This window comes from Niveibacterium sp. COAC-50 (genome assembly GCF_013184235.1).
Lineage (GTDB): Bacteria > Pseudomonadota > Gammaproteobacteria > Burkholderiales > Rhodocyclaceae > Niveibacterium > Niveibacterium microcysteis.
In genome coordinates, this window is the sequence record NZ_JABCJM010000008.1 from 96,863 (window position 1) to 116,845 (window position 19,983).

Annotated in this window: 18 protein-coding genes; 11 read left to right on the top strand and 7 right to left on the bottom strand. The window is 63.4% G+C overall.

What is annotated here, in order from left to right; translation table 11 throughout:
- Position 1: 1 nt before the first annotated feature.
- Positions 2-775: a uroporphyrinogen-III C-methyltransferase gene (gene cobA, locus HH302_RS20625; RefSeq protein ID WP_206255147.1), complete on the bottom strand. Its 774-nt coding sequence runs from the start codon at positions 773-775 to the stop codon at positions 2-4.
- Between the two features lie 176 nt (positions 776-951).
- Here cobA and HH302_RS20630 point away from each other — a divergent pair, with 176 nt between their 5' ends.
- From HH302_RS20630 to HH302_RS20665, 8 genes are all read left to right on the top strand, one after another.
- A complete protein-coding gene (locus HH302_RS20630) occupies positions 952-2,850 on the top strand; it encodes a potassium transporter Kup (protein ID WP_172204661.1) in 1,899 nt (632 codons plus the stop codon).
- A gap of 202 nt (positions 2,851-3,052) precedes the next feature.
- Entirely contained in the window at positions 3,053-4,438 is a 1,386-nt protein-coding gene (locus tag HH302_RS20635; RefSeq protein ID WP_172204740.1) for a TIGR03013 family XrtA/PEP-CTERM system glycosyltransferase, read from the top strand.
- Between the two features lie 52 nt (positions 4,439-4,490).
- Complete coding sequence (prsK, locus tag HH302_RS20640) at positions 4,491-6,569, top strand: XrtA/PEP-CTERM system histidine kinase PrsK (RefSeq protein WP_253946256.1); 2,079 nt, start codon at positions 4,491-4,493, stop codon at positions 6,567-6,569.
- Positions 6,570-6,572: 3 nt separating this feature from the next.
- A complete protein-coding gene (gene prsR / locus HH302_RS20645; RefSeq protein WP_172204663.1) occupies positions 6,573-7,937 on the top strand; it encodes a PEP-CTERM-box response regulator transcription factor in 1,365 nt (454 codons plus the stop codon).
- Positions 7,938-7,954: 17 nt separating this feature from the next.
- Entirely contained in the window at positions 7,955-10,723 is a 2,769-nt protein-coding gene (prsT, locus tag HH302_RS20650) for an XrtA/PEP-CTERM system TPR-repeat protein PrsT (protein ID WP_172204665.1), read from the top strand.
- Between the two features lie 31 nt (positions 10,724-10,754).
- Positions 10,755-12,035: a nucleotide sugar dehydrogenase gene (locus HH302_RS20655; RefSeq protein WP_172204668.1), complete on the top strand. Its 1,281-nt coding sequence runs from the start codon at positions 10,755-10,757 to the stop codon at positions 12,033-12,035.
- 29 nt (positions 12,036-12,064) lie between these two features.
- Positions 12,065-12,958 (top strand): lytic transglycosylase domain-containing protein, encoded by an 894-nt coding sequence (locus HH302_RS20660; RefSeq protein ID WP_172204670.1) that lies wholly within the window; start codon positions 12,065-12,067, stop codon positions 12,956-12,958.
- A 61-nt stretch (positions 12,959-13,019) separates the two neighbouring features.
- Positions 13,020-13,736 (top strand): serine protease, encoded by a 717-nt coding sequence (locus tag HH302_RS20665; protein ID WP_253946257.1) that lies wholly within the window; start codon positions 13,020-13,022, stop codon positions 13,734-13,736.
- A gap of 40 nt (positions 13,737-13,776) precedes the next feature.
- Here the strand turns inward: HH302_RS20665 and HH302_RS20670 are convergent, their stop codons facing one another.
- The 4 genes from HH302_RS20670 to HH302_RS20685 form a co-directional block, all read right to left on the bottom strand.
- Entirely contained in the window at positions 13,777-14,277 is a 501-nt protein-coding gene (locus tag HH302_RS20670; RefSeq protein WP_371814746.1) for a C40 family peptidase, read from the bottom strand.
- Between the two features lies 1 nt (position 14,278).
- Complete coding sequence (gene dtd, locus HH302_RS20675; protein WP_172204676.1) at positions 14,279-14,716, bottom strand: D-aminoacyl-tRNA deacylase; 438 nt, start codon at positions 14,714-14,716, stop codon at positions 14,279-14,281.
- Positions 14,713-15,417 (bottom strand): SIMPL domain-containing protein, encoded by a 705-nt coding sequence (locus HH302_RS20680; RefSeq protein WP_172204678.1) that lies wholly within the window; start codon positions 15,415-15,417, stop codon positions 14,713-14,715. The genes dtd and HH302_RS20680 overlap by 4 nt, the downstream gene beginning before the upstream one ends.
- Positions 15,418-15,486: 69 nt before the next feature.
- Positions 15,487-16,011, bottom strand: coding sequence for a gamma carbonic anhydrase family protein (locus tag HH302_RS20685; protein WP_172204680.1), 525 nt, complete (start codon positions 16,009-16,011; stop codon positions 15,487-15,489).
- A gap of 212 nt (positions 16,012-16,223) precedes the next feature.
- Here HH302_RS20685 and HH302_RS20690 point away from each other — a divergent pair, with 212 nt between their 5' ends.
- From HH302_RS20690 to HH302_RS20700, 3 genes are all read left to right on the top strand, one after another.
- Positions 16,224-16,391 (top strand): LiaI-LiaF-like domain-containing protein, encoded by a 168-nt coding sequence (locus HH302_RS20690; protein ID WP_172204682.1) that lies wholly within the window; start codon positions 16,224-16,226, stop codon positions 16,389-16,391.
- Positions 16,392-16,488: 97 nt separating this feature from the next.
- Positions 16,489-17,118, top strand: a complete 630-nt coding sequence (gene upp, locus HH302_RS20695; RefSeq protein ID WP_172204684.1) for a uracil phosphoribosyltransferase — start codon at positions 16,489-16,491, stop codon at positions 17,116-17,118.
- Positions 17,119-17,186: 68 nt separating this feature from the next.
- The gene (locus HH302_RS20700; protein ID WP_172204686.1) at positions 17,187-18,416 is read left to right on the top strand and encodes a uracil-xanthine permease family protein; all 1,230 of its coding nucleotides are present in this window, start codon (positions 17,187-17,189) and stop codon (positions 18,414-18,416) included.
- A 79-nt stretch (positions 18,417-18,495) separates the two neighbouring features.
- Here the strand turns inward: HH302_RS20700 and HH302_RS20705 are convergent, their stop codons facing one another.
- Positions 18,496-19,023, bottom strand: coding sequence for a glycine cleavage system protein R (locus HH302_RS20705; RefSeq protein WP_172204688.1), 528 nt, complete (start codon positions 19,021-19,023; stop codon positions 18,496-18,498).
- 14 nt (positions 19,024-19,037) lie between these two features.
- Complete coding sequence (locus tag HH302_RS20710; RefSeq protein ID WP_172204690.1) at positions 19,038-19,949, bottom strand: DMT family transporter; 912 nt, start codon at positions 19,947-19,949, stop codon at positions 19,038-19,040.
- Positions 19,950-19,983 lie beyond the last annotated feature (34 nt).

Consider the following 19,983-nt stretch of genomic DNA (forward strand, 5'->3'; position numbering starts at 1 on the left):
ATCAGCGCGGCAGGTCTTCGAACCAGTTGAGCTGCTCGCGCAAGTTCACGACCTCGCCGATGATCAGCAGGGCGGGGGGCTTCAGGCCGGCTTGCGCCACTTTCCCAGGTAGATCCTCTAGCGTGCCGACGATGGTGCGTTGCGTCGGTAGCGTTGCGTGCCGCACCGCGGCGGCGGGTGTGCTGGCGGCGAGCCCATGCGCCACCAGCTGAGCACTGATAACGGGCAGTGCGCCGATTCCCATGTAGATCACTACCGTCTGGTTCGGGCGTGCCAACGCCGGCCAGTCGAGATCGCAGCTGCCGTCATGAAAATGGCCGGTTGCGAATACGCAGGTGCGCGCGACCTCCCGATGCGTCAGCGGTATCCCCGAGAACGCGGCGGCACCGCTCGCGGCCGTCACACCCGGTACGACCTCAAACGGAATGCCGGAGCCGATCAGTTCTAGGATTTCCTCCCCGCCGCGCCCGAAGATGAACGGATCACCCCCCTTGAGCCGCACGACACGCTTGCCTGCCTGAGCGAGGCGCACCAGGAGCGTGTTGATCGACTCCTGCGGCAGCGTGTGATTGCCGGCTTCCTTGCCGACATAGATCTTCTCTGCGTCAGCCGGGATCAGCGCCATCACGCCATCCCCGACCAAGTGGTCATAGACCACGGCGTCCGCTTGGCCGATCATGCGAGCGGCACGCACCGTCAGCAGATCGGCTTCACCGGGGCCCGCGCCAATTAGGTAGACCTTGCCGGCCGGAATCGGTGGTTGGAGGGCGTCCATGCAATCGTGACTCGTACGCTTGAATTGCGGCCGAGTGTAGCACCGACACCCCATTCGCCTGCCCACGCCGCAGTGCCTGAGCGAACTTGGGTGCGGTGCAACGGGGACACGCCTATAATCCGCGCCACTTTTATTGCAGGGCAGCACCGGGCGCTCGTTGGCCCGCTCCATCGAACATGCAGAACACCCCAAACGGATCCCACGCCGGGCAGCAATCCTCCGGTCGCCTTGCGGCACTGACTGTCGCCGCCATCGGCGTGGTTTTCGGGGACATCGGCACAAGCCCCCTGTATACGATGAAAGAGGTGTTTGGCTCGCACGGGCTGGAGCCTTCACACGCCAACGTGCTCGGGATCCTGTCGCTGGTGTTCTGGGCCCTGATCATCATCGTGGCCCTGAAGTACGTTGTCTTCATCATGCGGGCCGACAACCGCGGCGAAGGCGGCATCATGGCCCTCATGGCGCTCGCCCAGCGCACCGCCGCCAAGGATCCGCGGGCTCTGTGGTGGCTGACGGCGGCCGGTCTGTTCGGGGCGGCACTGTTTTACGGCGACGGGGTGATCACGCCGGCGATCTCGGTGCTTTCCGCGGTCGAAGGGGTGGCCGTAACGCAGCCAGCCTTTGCGCCATTGATCCTGCCCTTGTCGCTGGTGATCATCGTGTTGCTGTTCGCGTTCCAGAGCAAAGGAACGGCGAGCGTGGGTGCGCTTTTCGGCCCGGTCATGATCATTTGGTTCATTACGCTTGGTGTGCTCGGCCTGATCAAGATCATCGAGATGCCAAGCGTCCTGCTGGCGCTCAACCCGTTGTACGCCTTTCAGTTTCTCGCGGAGCACCGGCTGCACGGCTTCCTTGTCCTGGGCTCGGTCGTGCTGGCGGTGACTGGCGCCGAGGCGCTGTATGCCGACATGGGCCATTTTGGCCGCAAGCCGATCAAGCTCGCCTGGTTCGGTTTGGTCTTGCCTTGCATCTACCTGAACTACCTTGGTCAGGGTGCGCTGCTGGTGTCGGATCCGGCGGCGGCACGCAATCCGTTCTTCCTGCTCGCGCCGCCCTGGATGCTCTATCCGATGGTGGGGCTGGCAACACTGGCCGCGATCATTGCTTCACAGGCGGTCATTTCCGGCGCTTTTTCGCTGACTCGCCAGGCGATGCAGCTCGGCTACTGCCCGCGCTTCAGTCTGATTCACACCTCGGCGCGCGAAATCGGCCAAGTCTACGTGCCGGGCATCAATTGGGGGCTCCTCGGCGCGGTGCTCGCGCTGGTCATTGGCTTCAAGTCGTCGAGTGCCCTGGCGTCGGCCTACGGCATCGCGGTCACCCTGACGATGCTGATCGATACCGTGCTGGCCTTCATAGTTGTGCGCAGTCTGTGGGGATGGTCTGGCTTGCAGGGCGGGCTCTTTCTTGCGGGCTTCCTGATCGTCGACCTCGCCTTTGTTTCGGCCTGCTCGGTCAAGATTCTCGATGGCGGTTGGTTCCCCCTAACCATGGGACTGGGCGTGTTCCTACTGCTGGCAACCTGGCGCCGTGGCCGCCAGGTCGTTGCGGAGCGCACCCGCACCGACACGATCCCGCTTGAGCTGTTCATTCAGTCGCTGTTTCACTCGCCACCACAACGTGTCTCGGGTACAGGCATCTTCATGACGACCAACCCGGACGGCGTGCCGCGCGCGCTGCTGCACAACTTGCTGCATAACAAGGTGCTGCATGAGCGCGTCGTGCTGCTGACGGTGGTCACTGAAGATGTTCCCTTCGTCCCCGAAATCGATCGCGTCTGGGTCGAGCATCTCGACTACGGCTTCATGCGCATTTCGGTGCACTACGGCTTCAAGGACGATCCGGATATCCCGGCGGCCTTGATTCAGGCGCAGAGCCAAGGTTTCGAGTTCGAGATGATGGAAACCTCGTTCTTCCTTGGCCGCGAGAAGCTCATTCCGCGTATCAAGGGTGTCATGCCGATGTGGCGCGAGCGCCTTTTCATCTTCATGTTCCGAAACTCGGGCAGCGCGGCGGACTTTTTCAGGATTCCAGCCAACCGGGTGGTGGAATTCGGAACACAAGTCGAACTGTGACGGTGCGCACGTGGGCGTGCGTTTTCTTTTCGTGAAATGTTGTCAAGCGTTTGTTTTGATTGAATAAACGCGCAATTTGACGGCTTTGTCGAATGTGACGTCCTTCACGCCAATGTCCTGCGCGCTCGGGTATCGTCGGTCCCATTAAAGCAATTGCGCGTTGCCCGCCGGGCAGGGCGGCGTAGCGCAAGGGTGGGACACCATGTTTCGACTTTTCAATCACTACGTACCGGCCAACGCGTTTGCGCAGGTGCTCTTCGATAGCCTGCTGCTGTTTGCCGGGATTCTCGTTGCGGCGACCATGCAGCTCAGCGGCGGCTTTGCGCTCGTAGAAGCGCTGGCGCCGTCGGCCCTGGTGTTCGCCGTCATCATGATTGCGCTCAACAGCGCGCTGGGCCTCTACCGCGGCGGTCCGACCTCCAGTTTGTACGACACCCTGGCCCGCATCCTGTTGTCGCTGCTTGCCAGCATCCCGATCGCCTATGCCGTCTTCCGCATCCTGCCATGGGGTGTTTTCGATCAGCAGCGCGGTGAGCTGACGGTCGTTCTGCTGTTGGGTTCCATCTTGGCTCTGCGCGGGTTTGTCGTCGGCGCTGCCGGCGAACCGCTCCTTCGCCGCCGCATTTTGGTCATCGGAACCGGTAACGAAGCCGCGGCGGTCGATCAGAGTTTGCGCAACCAAAGCACCCGAGCCCTGCAGGTTGTTGGTTTCTATCCCGCCGTCAACAACGATGACGTTGTCGTCTCAAATCATCGGATCCTGGCGGCGAATGCTTCTCTGCTCGAGGCCGTGCGGGCGCACGATGTGAACGAAATCATCGTGGCCGTCCGCGAACGTCGCGGAGGCTCGATGTCGCTCAAGCAGCTGCTTGACTGCAAGCTCGCGGGCGTCAAGGTGCTCGACCTCTCGTCGTTCTACGAACGCGTGCGTGGGCAGGTGCGGATTGATGCGCTCAAAGCCAGTTGGCTGATTTACGGTGACGGGTTCCGTCAAGGCTGGCTCCGTTCCACGATCAAGCGCACGTTCGACTTGGTTGTGGGGACGGTCATGCTGGTGCTGGCTCTGCCGGTCATGGCGCTGACGGCGATCGCGATCGCGTTTGAGTCTGGTTTCCCGATCTTCTACACGCAAGAGCGCGTAGGGCGCGGCGGCCGCGTTTTTCACGTGATCAAGTTCCGCAGCATGCGCACCGACGCCGAGAAGGATGGCAAGCCGCGGTGGGCTTCTGCCCGTGACGATCGGGTTACGCGGGTCGGCAGGATCATTCGCAAGACGCGTATTGATGAACTCCCGCAACTGCTCAACGTCATCCGTGGCGAGATGAGTCTCGTCGGTCCGCGTCCGGAACGGCCGTACTTTGTCGACCAACTCGCGCGTGACATTCCCTTCTTCGCGGTACGCCATAGTGTCAAGCCGGGTCTGACCGGCTGGGCGCAGGTGCGCTACCAATATGGATCGACCGTCGACGACGCGATCCAAAAGCTTCAATACGACCTCTACTACGTCAAGAACCACACGCTGTTCCTCGACGTACTGATTCTTGCGGAGACCGTTCGGGTAGTGCTGACCGGCGAAGGAGCCCATTGAGGGTGACAAATCTGGTGGCCGTGCATTCGCGGCAAATGGTTAAGGGGCGTCGATGAGCGCCGTTCCCGCAGTGATGGTTGCCGCCGGCTATGGTCTGGCGGCACTTGTTTTCGTCCTCGTCGGATTGCACCTGCGGCTCAGCTGGCGTGGTGGTCGGCAGGGCGCGCTGTTGCTGTATGCGATCACGGCAAGTCTGGCGTGGGCGTTGGTGTCTCTCGCTTTTGCCCTCGATGCGACCTGGTTGCTCTGGGCTGTCAGCGGAATGCTGGATAGCCTGCGCATCGCTGCATGGCTGATGTTCCTGTTCTCGTTGCTCGAATTGACTGGCACGGAGCTGTCGCCGTCGATCGCGCGAGTGCGGCAGATTGCGCTCGGCGTCGTTGGGATACGTTTCCTCGCAGATCTCTTCGGTGCATCGGGCTTGGTGCCTGGTTTGCTTGGTGGGCAGTTCGTAGCTGTGCTGACCTTGGCCAGCGCGGTGGCCGGCCTGGTTGCGATTGAGCAGCTCTACCGAAATTTCCCGGAACAATCCCGTTGGGGCATCAAACCCCTCGCCGTGGGACTGCTCGGCGCTTTCTTCTTCGACGTGTATGTCGGGGCCGACGCCTTCATGTTCCGGCGCGTCGATCTGACCTTGTGGGGCGTGCGTGGTTTCGTGTGGTGCGCTGCGATGGTTTTGGTCGCGATCTCTGCGGGCAGAAGCCGCAATTGGAACTTCCGCATCAGCGTGTCGCGCGAAGTTGTCTTCCACTCTGCGACGCTTGGCGTAGCGGGTCTCTTCTTGCTCGTTGTCGCCGGCGCAGGCTACTGGGTTCGCTTCTTTGGCGGTGAGTGGGGCGCTGCCTTGCAGATCCTGCTGCTGTTCGGCGGCTTGATGGGTTGCGCGATCGTGCTGTTCTCCGGGGCTTTTCGCGCCAAGCTGCGTGTGTTTCTCGCGAAGCATTTCTTCAGCTATCGATACGACTACCGTGCTGAATGGTTGCGCTTTACCCAGGCGCTGGCGGTGTCGGGGGGAAGCGCCGATCTGTCGATTGCGGTAATCCGGGGCTTGGCGGACCTTGTCGAAAGCCCGGGTGGTGTGCTGTGGTTGAAGGATCACAGTGGCCGCTATGCGCCGTACGCACGACTCAACCATGTGCAGGTTGACGCGTCGGAGGCGGTTGACGGCCCGTTCGCGCGCTTTCTGATGCAGCGTGGCTGGGTGGTTGACCTGGCAGAAGTGCGCAGCCAGCCCTCGATCTACGAGGGCTTTGAGCCTCCGGCCTGGCTGGAGCAGGTGCCGGATGCCTGGTTGATTGTGCCCTTGTTTGTTGAGCTTGAACTGGTTGGTTTCGTTGTCTTGATGACGGCACGTACGAGCATCGACATCGATTGGGAGGTGCTCGATCTGCTCAAGACAGCGTCGCGTCAGGCAGCGGTGCACTTAGGGCGTCATCAGGCTGCAGAGGCCCTGATGGAGGCGCAGAAGTTCGATGCGTTCAACCGGATGTCGGCATTCGTCGTGCACGACCTCAAGAACCTCGTGGCCCAGTTGCAGCTGATGCTGCGCAATGCTGATCGCCACAAGGACAACCCCGAATTTCAGCAGGACATGCTGGACACCGTGCGTCATGTGCAGGAGCGCATGAAAGGGCTGATGTCGCAGCTGCAGGAGAAGCGCTCCATCGACATGCGTCGCCCGGTTAGCCTGGGCGAATTGGCGCAGCGGATTGCCGATGGCAAACGACACCAGCGTCCGCTGGTCAGCGTTCAGTTGGATGCCGCGCCGGTGGCGATGGCTCACCCGGAGCGCATCGAAAGAGTTGTCGGTCATGTGGTGCAAAATGCACTCGACGCCACTGGGGACGATGGTATTGTCGGAATCAGGGTGTTCGAGCGCGACGGCATGGCCTGCATTGAAGTCCGCGACAGCGGTTGTGGCATGTCGGTACAGTTTGTGCGCGAGCGACTGTTCAAGCCTTTCCAGAGCACAAAGGATGCCGGCATGGGCATCGGTGCCTACGAAACCCTGCAGTACATCACCGAACTAGGTGGCCGGATCGACGTCGAGAGCGAGCCGGGGCGCGGAACAACGATGCAGGTATGGCTCCCGTGCGTACGGGAAGCGGTATCGCCGGCTGAGGCGGCATGAAACATGAATGACCGAAAACGCACGCTACTGATCGTCGAGGACGATCCTGCGCTGCAAAAGCAAATGCGCTGGGCGTTCGACCAGTATGAGGTAGTGACCGCTGACGACCGTGAGTCCGCGATCGCTCAGATCCGCCGCTATGAGCCGGCTGTGGTTACGATGGATCTCGGCTTGCCTCCGTCACCGGACGACACCACAGAAGGGTTCAGGCTCCTGGGTGAAATCCTGTCACTTGCGCCGGACACCAAGGTGATTGTGCTCACAGGGCAGCACGACCGCGAGAACGCCGTGCGCGCGGTTGGCGCAGGCGCTTACGACTTCTTCGCCAAGCCCTTCGAGCCCGAGTTGTTGATGCTGACGATAGACCGGGCGTTTCGTCTTTACGACCTGCAGCACGAAAACCGCCGTCTTCAGACCCAGCACGCCGGTGGTCCGCTTGGCACGGTGATCACGCGGGATGCGGCGATGCTGCGCATCCTCCGCACGATTGAGAAGGTGTCGAGCGCGAACGTTACCGTCATGCTGCTTGGCGAGAGCGGCACCGGCAAGGAAGTGCTCGCGCGCGGCCTGCATGAAGCCTCTCCGCGGCGCGCGGCGCGTTTCGTGGCGATTAACTGTGCCGCGATTCCGGAAAACCTGCTCGAAAGCGAACTCTTCGGCTACGAGAAGGGCGCGTTTACCGGTGCCGTCAAGCAAACGCCTGGCAAGTTCGAACTGGCGCACAAAGGCACGCTGTTCCTCGACGAAATAGGCGATCTTCCGATCGCGCTGCAGGCCAAGTTGCTGCGCTTCCTGCAGGAGCGCGTGGTCGAGCGCATCGGTGGGCGGGAGGAAATTCCGGTCGACGTGCGGATCGTCTGCGCAACGCACCAGGATCTGAAGTCCCTGATCACGCAGGGCCGCTTCCGCGAGGATTTGTTTTATCGCCTTGCCGAGATCGTGGTTGATATTCCGCCGGTTCGGGATCGCGATGGTGATGCCCTGTTGCTCGCTCACGCGTTTGTGCAGCGGTTTGCGAATGAGCACCGGCGCGGGTCCATGGGCTTTACCGATGATGCGCTGGCCGCGCTTGCTGCGCATCGGTGGCCTGGCAACGTGCGAGAGCTGGAGAACTGCGTCAAGCGCGCGGTCATCATGGCGGATGCCGGTCGCATCACGGCGGATGACCTTGGGCTGAACGCGCCGGACGAGGATCTTGACGCGCTCAATCTGCGCGCGGTGCGAGACGAGGCTGAACGGCGTGCCGTGGTGCGGGTGCTGGCTCGCGTTAACGGCAACATTGCGCGCGCCGCCGAAGTGCTCGGGATCAGCCGGCCAACACTCTACGATCTGATGAACCGTTTCGGGTTGAAGAAAGACCCGGTTTGATCCGACAGGACCCCTTCATGACCCAGTTCCGTGTTTCAGGCCTTCTGGCTGCGTTGCTTGCGGCGGCTTTGCTCGTTGGGTGCGGTGACGATCCCCAGAAGATGCTCAGCTCCGCTCGCGACTACCTGGCTAAGGGAGACACCAACGCTGCGACGATCCAGCTGAAGAACGCACTGCAGAAGAACCCTGGCCTCGCCGAAGCGCGCTATCTGTTCGGCAAGATCCTGCTCGACACCGGTGACGCGCCGGGGGCGGAGAAGGAACTACGCAAGGCGCTCGAGGCGGGCTATCCGCTTGAGACCGTTGCCGTGCCGCTGTCCCGCGCGCTGCTTGCGCTCGACAAGGCGCAGCAAGTGGTCACCGAATACAGCGCCATGAAGCCGCAGCAGCCGGCCGCCAAGGCCGCCGTGGCGGTTGGGTTGTCCGATGCGTATCTCATGCTGAATCAGCAGGAGCGTGCCGAGGCCGCTTTGCGCGAGGCGCTGGATGCGGTGCCCGGCTTTGGTCCGGCCGCAATCGCATTCGCTCGACTCAAGGTATCGCGGCACGACATTCCGGCGGCGATTGCGATCCTCGACGACGCCATCACGAAGAATCCGTCCGAGTACGAAGCCATTACGCTTCGTGCAGAGCTCAAACTCGCCGCGGGCAAGGCGGACGAAGCGATTGCGGACCTTGAGAGCGCGATCAAGCTGCGCCCCCAACTGGTGCCGCCGCGCATGCGTCTGGCGCAGATTTACATCAACCAGAAGCAACTGGATAAAGCTGAGGCGACGATTGCCGAAGCGAAGAAGGTCTCGCCGAAACACATCCTGATTCGTCATCTGGAAGGCGTCGTTGCGCTTTATCGCGGCAAGAACGACAAGGCGCGGGATGCGGCGCAGCAGGTGCTGAGCGCAGCGCCGGACTATCTCCCGGCCGTCATGCTGGCGGGGGTGGCGCACATGCGCCTGCGCGATTTCGTGCAAGCCCAGGCAAATTTCGAAAAACTGGTCGCAAAGGCGCCGGACGCACCGGGGCCGCGCCGCCTGCTGGCGCGAGCGCAGCTGGCGGCCAAGGATCCGGCCAAGGCCTTTGACACCCTCAACCCTTTGCTGTCGAAGAGCCCGGACCGCGAGACCCTGATGCTCGCCGGGCAGGCGTCGCTGCAGAACGGCGATTTCGCGCGCTCGTCTGAGCTGTTCGCGAAAGCGGCTGCGCTTGACCCGAAGGATGCCGCGTCGCGCTTGCGTCTGGGGGTCTCGAAACTCGCAACCGGCGACAGCGACGCCGCGATGCGCGATATTGAGGCCGCAGCGTCGATCGAAGATGGCAGTGACGAGGCGGAAGTAACCCTGATCATGGCGCATCTGCGCAGCGGCAATATTCCGAAGGCGCGTGCGGTCGTTGATCGCATGATCCAACGCCAGCCGCAGAACCCGTTGGGCTACAACCTGCTTGGCGGTGTCTTGGTTGCGGGCAAAGATAGCGCCGGGGCGCGCAAGGCATTCGAGAAGTCGCTTGAGTTGCAGCCCAACTATCTCGCGGCAGCGATGAACCTCGCCAGACTGGACGTGATGGCAGGCAAACCCGCCGAGGCCCGTGCCCGTTTCGAGAAGATCATCGAGAAGAATCCGAAAGCGGTCGAGGCGTACTTGCTGCTGGCGCGGCAGATGGCTGATAGCGGTGCCAAACCGGAGGAGATCCGCAAGGTGCTCGATCGTGCCGTGGCCGCCAATCCAGCCGTTGCGGCACCCAAACTCGCGCTGTTGGAACTCCTGCAGGGGACGGGAGACAACAAGGGCGCGTTGACGGTGGCGCAGGATCTCGTGGCGGCCTTCCCGTCCGACCCTGACGTCTTGATGGCTGCCGCGCGGACGCAAGCCCGTGCGGGTGAGACGCAGCAGGCAATTGCGACGCTGCAAAAGCTGATTGGCGTGCAACCCCAGTTGCCTGCGCCTTGGCTGATGCTCTCCGATCTGCAGCGGGTGGCGAAGGATGTTCAGGCCGCCGAAGACACGCTTCGCAAAGTGCTCAAGCAACGCCCTGATCTGCTTGAAGCGCAACAGCGACTGGTCGCGCTCAAGATCGAACAGCGCAGCACGAACGATGCGGTGACCATCGCGAGGGAAGTGCAGAAGCAGCATCCGAAAGAGGCTGCCGGCTGGATCTACGAAGGCGATGCGTATGCGCAGGCGAAGGATTGGACTGCAGCGAACAAGGCGTACGCCAAGGCATACGAACTCGCCAAGGTCGGTCCGGTTGCGATCAAGTATCACAGTGGGCTGATTGAGTCCGGGCAACGAGCAGAGGCCGACAAGTTGGCGACGGCCTGGTTGGCGCAGAACCCCAAGGACATCCCGTTCCGTTCGTACATCGCGGAGCGCGCAATCGCCGCGAAGGACTACGAGGCCGCGGCCAAGGCCTATCGGGCCTTGCTGGAGCTGGATCCCAAGAATGCAGTCACGCTCAACAACTTGGGTTGGGTTGGCAGCAAAGTGAAAGATCCGAAGGCGATGTCGTACGTCGACCAGGCGCTTCAGCTCGCGCCCGACAATCCCGCGATTCTCGATACCAAGGCGCAGATCCTGCTCGATTCGGGCCAAGCGAAGCCTGCGGTGGACGTGTTGCGCAAGGCGGTTGCCGGTGCGCCGAATAATCCATCCTTGCGCCTGAACCTCGCACGAGCGCTGGTCCAGGCCGGTGATAAGGCTGGCGCCAAGACCGAAGCCGCTGCGGTCGCCAAAGCGGCGCCGGAAAACTCAGCGTTGCGTAGCGACGCCGAATCGCTGCTCAAGACCCTCTGACAAACCTACTGGCTTCCACGCCGCAAAGATCATGACTACCGTTGCTGTGATTGGCCTTGGATACGTTGGCCTGCCGCTCGCCGTCGAGTTTGGCAAAAAGTATCGCACGCTGGGCTTCGACCTTTCGGAACAGAAGGTTGCTGCTTACCGCGGGTTCGTCGATCCGACTGGCGAGGTGTCCAGCGACGATCTGCGGGCCGCAACGCAGCTGACCTGCCATACCGATCCGAAGGTGATTTCCGAGGCGGACTTCATCATCGTGGCGGTGCCGACGCCGGTCGACGATGCGCACCAGCCGGACTTCACGCCGCTGGTCAAGTCGTCCGAGTCGGTTGGCAAGCACATCAAGCGTGGTGCGATCGTGGTGTACGAGTCGACGGTGTACCCCGGCGCGACTGAAGAGGTCTGCATTCCGATCATCGAGAAGCACTCGGGCCTCAAGTGGAAAGAGGACTTCTTTGTCGGCTACAGCCCTGAGCGGATTAATCCGGGCGACAAGGAGCGCACGCTCACCCGCATCGTGAAGGTGGTGTCGGGCGATACGCCGGCGACCCTCGAGAAGGTGCAGGCGCTCTACGGTGCAGTGATTACCGCCGGGGTGTACCCGGCATCCTGCATCAAGGTGGCCGAAGCCGCCAAGGTGATCGAGAACACGCAGCGCGATTTGAACATCGCGCTCATGAACGAGCTGGCACTGATCTTCCACAAGATCGGCATCGACACGCTGGAAGTGCTGAAAGCGGCCGGCACGAAGTGGAACTTCCTGCCGTTCCGTCCGGGGCTGGTTGGCGGCCACTGTATCGGTGTCGACCCGTATTACCTGACCTACAAAGCGGACATGCTCGGCTACCACCCGCAGGTGATCCTTGCTGGGCGCCGCATCAACGACGGCATGGGCAAGTACATCGCCGAGCAGACCGTCAAGCAGATGATCGCAAACGACCTGCCGGTCAAAGGCGCCAACGTCATCGTGCTCGGCCTGACGTTCAAGGAGAACTGCCCCGATCTGCGCAATAGCAAAGTGATCGACGTGATCCGCGAACTGCGCAGCTTTGGCGTTAACGTTCATGTGCACGACCCGATCGCCGAAAGCGGCGAGGCAGAGCATGAGTACGGCGTGTCGTTGACGCCGTGGGATGCGCTACCGAAGGCGTCTGCGATCGTTGCGGCCGTAAGCCATCAGGCATACGCCGACATGGGCGTCGCTCAGCTTACCGCCAAGCTGCTGCCGGGTGGCGTGTTCACCGACGTCAAGAGCGCGTACGCACCGGCTGAAGTCGAAGCCGCCGGCGCACGCCTCTGGAGGCTCTGACGCGGTACCGTCTGGTGCCGGGAGATGCCATGCGTAGCCTGCGTTTGCTCCTCCTGGCGCTGTTCGCCGTCAGCGTGCCCGTGGCGGCGGCCGACGAGCCGCTGGCCGATCCGCGGGCGATGCTCGCGCGGCAGCTGGTCGCGCTCGGTACGCAGTACGAGCATGGAGAGGGGATGCCGCAAGACCCCCTCCGTGCGGCGGAGCTGTACTGTGATGCTGCGCGCTACGGCGACGCCGAAGGTCTGTTTGCGCTTGCCTGGATGTATGGCAACGGTCGCGGCGTAGAGCAGGACGACCGGATTGCGGCGACGCTCATGGCGCGCGCAGCGGCGGCCGGCTTCGAGCCAGCACAAGGCGCACTGCGCTTCTTCGGCCCGCCGGCCGGGGTGCTGCCGCCGTGCATGATGCCGCGAGCGCCCCAAGGGCGTAACGACCCGGTGGCCTCCGACGAAGCAGATCTCGATGCTGTGCTGGCGGCGCTGCCACCGAACAAGCGTCGGATTGCGCAGCTGATCCGCTTGCTGGCGCCGCAATACGCGATTGATGCACGCCTCGCGCTTGCGGTGGCGGCCGCTGAGTCGAATTTCGAATCGCTCGCGCGCAGCCCGCGCAACGCGTACGGCGTGATGCAGTTGATTCCGGAAACCGCCCAGCGCTTCAAGGTGCGGAACATCTACGACCCCGCGCAGAACATCAAGGGCGGCCTCGCCTACCTGCGCTGGCTCTTGGCCTACTACCGCGGCGACGTGCTCTTGACGCTGGCTGCCTACAACGCGGGCGAGGGCGCGGTCGATCGCTACCGCGGCATTCCGCCTTATCGGGAGACGGTCGACTATGTCAAACGCATCTACGGCATGTTCCGCCGCGCCAACCACCCGTACGACGCCCAGTTGGTTGCACCGTCTCCGATTGCCATGCGTTAGCGGGCACGCGACCATGCTGCGGGGCATCGGCCGGGTGCTGATATGCTTGTTGATGCTTGCCATGGCGCCAGCGCGCGCGGATCTGGTCGACACGGTTCAGCGCATCAAACCATCGATTGTCGCGATCGGCACCTATCAGCGCGATCGATCACCGCAGTTCCGTCTGATGGGCACCGGCTTTGTCGTGGGAGACGGGACGCGGATCGCGACCAATTCACATGTGGTGCCGCCGACGCTCGATGCGGAGCATTTCGAAGAGCTGATTGCGATCAGCTTCGGCGAGGGTGGTGTGCAGCGCGCCCACAAGGTCACCAAGATTGGCAGCGATCCGGCGCACGATCTCGCGCTGCTCAAGCTGCCGGGCGTCACGCTGCCGGCGCTCAAGCTTGACGACGGTATGCATGCGCGCGAGGGCCAGCCGATTGCGTTTACCGGCTTCCCTATCATCGGTGTGCTGGGCCTGAATCCCGCCACGCACCGCGGCATCGTGGCCGCAATTACGCCTATCGTGTTGCCGACCGAGCACGGCTCGCAGCTCAACCCGCAAGCGATCCGGCGTATTCGGGAGGGTGCTTTCCCTGTGCTTCAGCTCGATGCCACCGCCTACCCGGGCAACAGTGGCAGCCCGGTGTACGACCAGGACAGCGGATTGGTGCTCGCGATCGCCAACATGGTGTTCGTCAAAGGCAGTAAGGAGAGTGCGCTGACCCAGCCATCCGGCATCACCTATGCGATTCCGGCAATGCATTTGAAGGCGCTACTCGACCGCACCCCCTGAGTCGAGCCGCTGGGCCTGCTTTCGCCGACGGCGCGCAGCCTCAATCGAGCAGCGTACGGGCGCCTTCGAAGCGTTGCGCGAAGTAGGCGGTATCCAGGCGTTCGATGCGCACGGCGCCGCTGGTTGAGGGGGCGTGGACGAATCGGCCTTCGCCGATGTAGATGCCCATATGCGAGAACGGGCGCTTCATCGTGTTGAAGAACACCAGATCGCCGGGGCGGATCTGATTGCGCTCGATCGGGCGCGCCCGTGCGGCGATCTGCGCCGCGTTGTGCGGCAGTTTTACGCCAGCAACTTGCTCCATCACGTAGCTGACCATGCCGCTGCAGTCCAGCCCGGCTTCAGGATTGCGGCCACCGAAGCGATAGCCGGTATCCACCAAGCCAAGCGCGAAAACCACGACGTCGTTTGCGAGCGATGCATCGGGCAGGCGGACGAACGCGGGATTCTTCTGGTCAGGCTGCGGCGTGCGGGACGGGGAACTGGAGCACGCAGCGAGTATCAGCGCAGCCAGGAGCAGGGCGGGGCGCCAGGCGCGCACGTCAGGACTCCAGCCAGAACGTGACCGGGCCATGGTTGGTCAGGCTGACAGCCATCTCTGCCCCGAACTGCCCGGTGGCGACCCGGCTGTGGCTGGCCCGCGCAACGCCGACTGCATGGTCGAACAGGCTGCGGGCGCGGACTGGCTCCGCGGCGGAGGTGAAGCTCGCCCGCGTGCCTTTGCGGGTATCGGCGGCCAGCGTGAACTGAGGCACCAGCAACAATCCGCCCGCCGTATCGGTGAGCGATCGGTTCATGCGGCCGGCCTCGTCGCTGAACACCCGGTATCCGAGGATGCGTTCGATCAGGCGTGCGGCACTCTTCTCGTCGTCTTCCGGTCGCACGCCCACCAGCGCGAGCAGCCCTGCGCCGATCTCGCCGACGGTTTCACCGTCCACCACCACGGATGCGTGCAACACGCGTTGAATCAGGGCGATCACTGCAGTTCGATGGTTCCGGTTGCAATCACGTTGAGTTGGGTTTCGCCGGCCTCCATTGCGGGGGCAACACTGTCCGACGCCGCGCTCATCACCGCCGCTCTGGCTGCTGGCATCGGCATCGGGCGGAAGCTCTGGTTCGTGTTGATCGCGACATGCCGGATGCGGTACTTGCGACCCAGCGCGTTGGCGGCGAGTTCGGCGCGTGCCTTGAAGGCTGCCAGCGCGTCCACGATCGCTTCGTCCTCAGCCTTGCGGCGGGTTTCGACGGACGGCGCGAAGCTGATCTGCCCCAGCGCGAAATCACCCTGCAGCTTGCCGAGCAGCTCGGACAGCGCGGCCGAGTCGCGGCTCTCCAGCAGCAACTCGGAGCGCATGCGCCAGCTCTCGATTTTCTGCGAGTTGCGCACATAGTTCGGCCAGGTGCTGCTGTTGCCGGAGCGTACCTTCACGGCGGTCGCGCTCTTGGCGGTAGCCAGGCCGCGGTTGATCGTCTGATTCACGCGATTGGTGAGCGCATTGAGGTTGGCGTCCGAGGCTTCGACGTACACGACCGCGCGTTGCAGGTCGTTTGTCGCGGCGCGGCTGCTCTCAACGCTCAGGTCGATCGTCGGCACGCTGGGGGCCGCGGGGGCGGCTGTCTGGCCCCATGCGGGGGCGGCAACGCAGGCGGCGGCGATCAGCAGGCTTTGCAGGGGTTTCATCCGTTCATCTCCCAGAATGGCTGATCCCAGTCTAGCAGGGCGGACAGCGCCTGCCTGTGAGCGGATGTGTCACCCGATGCGGCGCAGCCCCGCGGCGTAGCGGGCTGCGTTGCGCACATAGCCGGCTGCGCTGCGTTCCAGGTTGGCGACTTCCTCGTCGCTCAGCTCGCGGATGATGCGGCCCGGCGTGCCGACCACCAAAGAGCGATCCGGGATCACCTTGCCTTCCGGGATCAGCGTGTTGGCCCCGATCAGGCAATGCTTGCCGATCACTGCGCGGTTGAGCACGACGGCGTTGATGCCGATCAGCGATCCCTCGCCGATCGAGCAGCCGTGCAGCATGACCATGTGGCCGACGGTGACGTTGGCGCCTATCGTCAGCGGTACGCCGTCGTCGGTGTGCAGGATCGAGCCGTCCTGGATGTTGCTGTTGTCGCCGACGGTGATCGGGTCATTGTCGCCGCGCAGGGTGGCGCCGAACCACACGTTGACGTTGCGGCCCAGCGTGACCGAGCCGATCACGGTGGCGTTCTCGGCGACCCAGCTGCCTTCGCCCAGCTGCGGTGTGCGGTCGTCCAGTGCGTAGAGGCTCATTCGTATGCTATCCAATTGATTTGTCTGCACTTGTCGCAGCGCGAGGGGCGCAATCTTAGGCGCTCGCGGGAGGCGGTGGCAAGCGACGGCTGTGGTCGCCTCACGTCCGGCGGAAACTCGCCGGGGCCCTTGGCGGCGCTGGGCGCCGTGCCCCCTTGCGGCCATGGCGGCGGCACGGCACAGTTCGGGGCTATCGCATTCTGGAGCGTTTCATGCACTTCCGCGTTGGCCCGATCGTCCTGATCCTGGTGGGCATCCTGTTCCTGCTGAACAACCTCGGCCTCTTCCACCTGAGGGATCTTTTTCACCAGATGGGCACCTGGTGGCCGGTGATCCTGATCGTGATCGGTGCTGCTGGCCTGATCGGCGGCAAACGTTGAATACCCGAGCCGCGCTTGATCTGATCGCGATGGCGCCGCCTCGCTTTCGGCTAGAGTGCGCCGCCATACCTACCCCACGCCTGTTCCCGGAGCCCCCATGCCTGTCGTCGAAGTAAAGCACCCGCTCGTCAAACACAAGATCGGCCTGATGCGGGAAGGCGACATCAGCACCAAGAAGTTCCGCGAACTCACTGCTGAACTCGCCCGCCTGCTCGCCTATGAGGCTGCGAAAGACTTTGAGCTGGAGCGCATCACGATCGAAGGCTGGGCCGGTCCGGTCGAGATCGACCAGATCAAGGGCAAGAAGCTGACTGTTGTGCCGATCCTGCGGGCTGGCATCGGCATGCTCGACGGTGTGCTGGACATGGTGCCGAGCGCCAAGGTCTCGGTCGTCGGCATTGCGCGTAACGAAGAAACCCTGATGCCGGAGCCGTACTTCGAGCGCTTCGTGGGCAACCTGGCGGAGCGCAGCGCCTGGATCATCGACCCGATGCTGGCGACCGGCGGCTCGCTGATCGCGACGATCGAGATGCTCAAGCGCAACGGTTGCCGCCACATCACCGCGCTGACCCTGGTGTCGGCGCCCGAGGGCATCCGCGCACTGGAGGCGGCGCATCCGGACGTTGCGGTCTACACCGCCGCGATCGACAGCCACCTCAACGAGCACGGCTACATCATCCCCGGCCTCGGGGATGCCGGAGACAAGATCTTCGGCACCAAAGTCTGACTCATCGATCGGCCGCCACCCGCGGCCGTTTTTTCATCCACCCTCCGTCACCCGGAAAGGCCCCCTGCATGTCCGCTACCCCCGAGCCCGTATGGCGCACCGCGCTATCCGGCGCGCAGATCCTGTTTGTCGCCTTCGGCGCCACCGTGCTGGTGCCGCTGCTCACTGGCCTGAACCCCAGCCTCGCCTTGCTTGGCGCAGGCATCGGCACGCTGATCTTCCAGATCTGCACCAAGCGTCAGGTGCCGATCTACCTCGGATCGAGCTTCGCCTTCATCGCGCCGGTGATCTACTCGGTGCAGACCTGGGGCATGCCTGCCACGCTGGGTGCGCTCGCTTCAGCCAGCTTCTTCTACTACGTGGCGGCTGGCCTCGTGAAATGGCGTGGCGTGGATTTCATTCACAAGCTGCTGCCGCCGGTGGTGATCGGCCCGGTCGTGATGGTGATCGGCCTCGGGCTCGCGCAAGTGGCCGTCAATATGTCTTCCGGCAAGGCCGGTGATGCGCAGGTGGTTCCGTACGGCACGGCGCTGGGCGTTGCCGCGGTGTCGCTGATCGCCACCATGCTGACCGCGATTCGCGCCAAGGGCCTGCTGAAGCTGGTGCCGATTCTCGTTGGCGTGGCGGTTGGCTACGTGCTGTCGCTGTTCCTGGGCATCGTGAACTTCCAGAAGGTGATCGACGCACCGTGGCTGGCACTGCCCCAGTTTGGCCACCCGGAGTTCAACATCGCCGCGATCCTCTTCATGATCCCGGTCGCGATCGCGCCGATCGTCGAGCACGTGGGCGGCATCCTCGCGATCGGCTCCGTGGTGGGCAAGGACTACACCGACTCGCCCGGCCTGCATCGCACGCTGCTCGGCGATGGCCTCGCGGTGAACGTCGCCGGCCTGTTCGGCGGCCCGCCGGTTACGACATACGGCGAAGTCACCGGCGCCGTGATGCTGACGAAGAACTACAACCCGGTCGTGATGACCTGGGCCGCCGGCTTCGCGATCCTGATGGCCTTCGTCGGCAAATTCGGCGCGCTGCTGCAGACGATTCCGATGCCGGTGATGGGCGGCATCATGATGCTGCTGTTCGGTTCGATCGCCGGCATCGGCCTCAAGACGATCATGGACGGCAAGGTCGAGCTGATGAACCCGCGCAACCTGTGCATCGTGTCGGTCACCTTGGTTACCGGCATTGGCGGGCTCGGTGTCCATATCGGCAGCTTCAGCCTGCAGGGCATCAGCCTGTGTGGCGTACTGGCGGTGTTGCTGAACCTGGTATTGCCGAAGGTGCAGGCCGATCACTGACCCAGCGCAATCGCGCAAACGAAACGGGGCGCCGGTGTTGATTCACCGGGCGCCCCGTTTTCATTTCAGCGAAGTCAGGTCAGATCTTCACGACTTCGTCGAGCGTGATGTCGACCATCAGGTCGTCCGAGATGCGCTCCAGGTCGGCTTTCAGCGCGCGCGCGTCGAGATCGTCCGCGGCCTGCAGTTCGGCTTGCGCGTGGAACATGATTTCGGCCGACATCGGTGCGCTGGCGGTGAAGGTGTTCAGCGCCTCGACGTTCACCGCATGGCGCGCCAGCACTTGCGAGACCTCGCGCACGATGCCGATACGGTCGTGCCCGATCAGCGCCAGCGTCAGCCGACGGCCCTTGTGCGATTCCGCGCCGGCGTTGGCTTCTTCCACCGTCACCTTCAACGCGCCGAGGCCCGCCAGCGCGCGGCGCAGCGCGTCGACCTCCTCGCTCGCCACACTGACCTCGACGATGCCGGCGAACTTGCCCGCCAGATGCGCCATCGAGGATTCCAGCCAGTTGCCACGGTGTTCGCTGATCGCGGCAGCGAGCTGCTCGACGAGGCCGGGGCGGTCGTCGCCGATCACGGTGAGAACGAGGAAAGTGGTGCTCATGCGCGAACTCCTGTTTAGGTTTGCGTGGATTTTACGGTGCGCCGCAGTGTCGTGAGCAGAATGCCGCCGAGGATCAGTGCCATCCCGGCAAAGTGGTACGCGTGCGGCGCCTCACCGAGGAACAGGGCGGAGAGCAGCGGCGTGAACACCGGCATCAGGTGGATGAACAGCCCGGATACCGGCCCGCCGACCTGCGCCACCGCGCGGTTCCAGAACACATAGCCGAGAAAGGCCGGGAACACGCCGGTGTAGAGAATGCCTGCGAAAGCGGCCGCGCTGGGGTGAATCAGGCGCCCCTGCGCAAGCTCCCAGCCGTAAAGCGGGGCGAGCATCAGCACGCCGAATGCAGTCAGGATCGACAGCATCGCCATTGGATGCAGGCCCGCCGGCCGGTATTGCAGCAGCAGCGTGTAGCCGGCCCACACGAATACCGACACCATGATCCACAAGTCGCCCGGGTTCAGCGACAGCGCCGCGAGTTTGGCGAGATCGCCATGCGCCACGATCACGGTGACGCCGCACAAGGAGATCAGCGCGCCGAAGCCTTCCCGCAGCGATAACCGTTTGCCGAAGAAGGCCCACGAAAGGCCGATGATCACGATCGGGATGAAGGAGTTCAGCAGCACGCCATTGGTGGCCGTGGTCTGCTGCAGACCGATGTAGGTGATGGTGTTGTAGCCGCTGATGCCCAGCAAGGACAGCAACAGCAACATGCCAAGGTGGCCACGCAGTGCGGCGCCGATCTGGTGGCGGTGGGGCCAGGCGAAGGGCAGGGTGCAGGCAAAGGCGAGTGTCCAGCGCCAGAAGGCCAGCGCCACCGGTGGCACATCGCCACGCAGGCCGCGCCCGACGACCCAGTTGCCGGACCAGAACAGCACGGTCAGCAACAACAGCAGGTATGGGTTGTCCAAGCGGAGTCGAGACATGGCGGGCAGCGCAGACGAACGGGCCGCCACTATG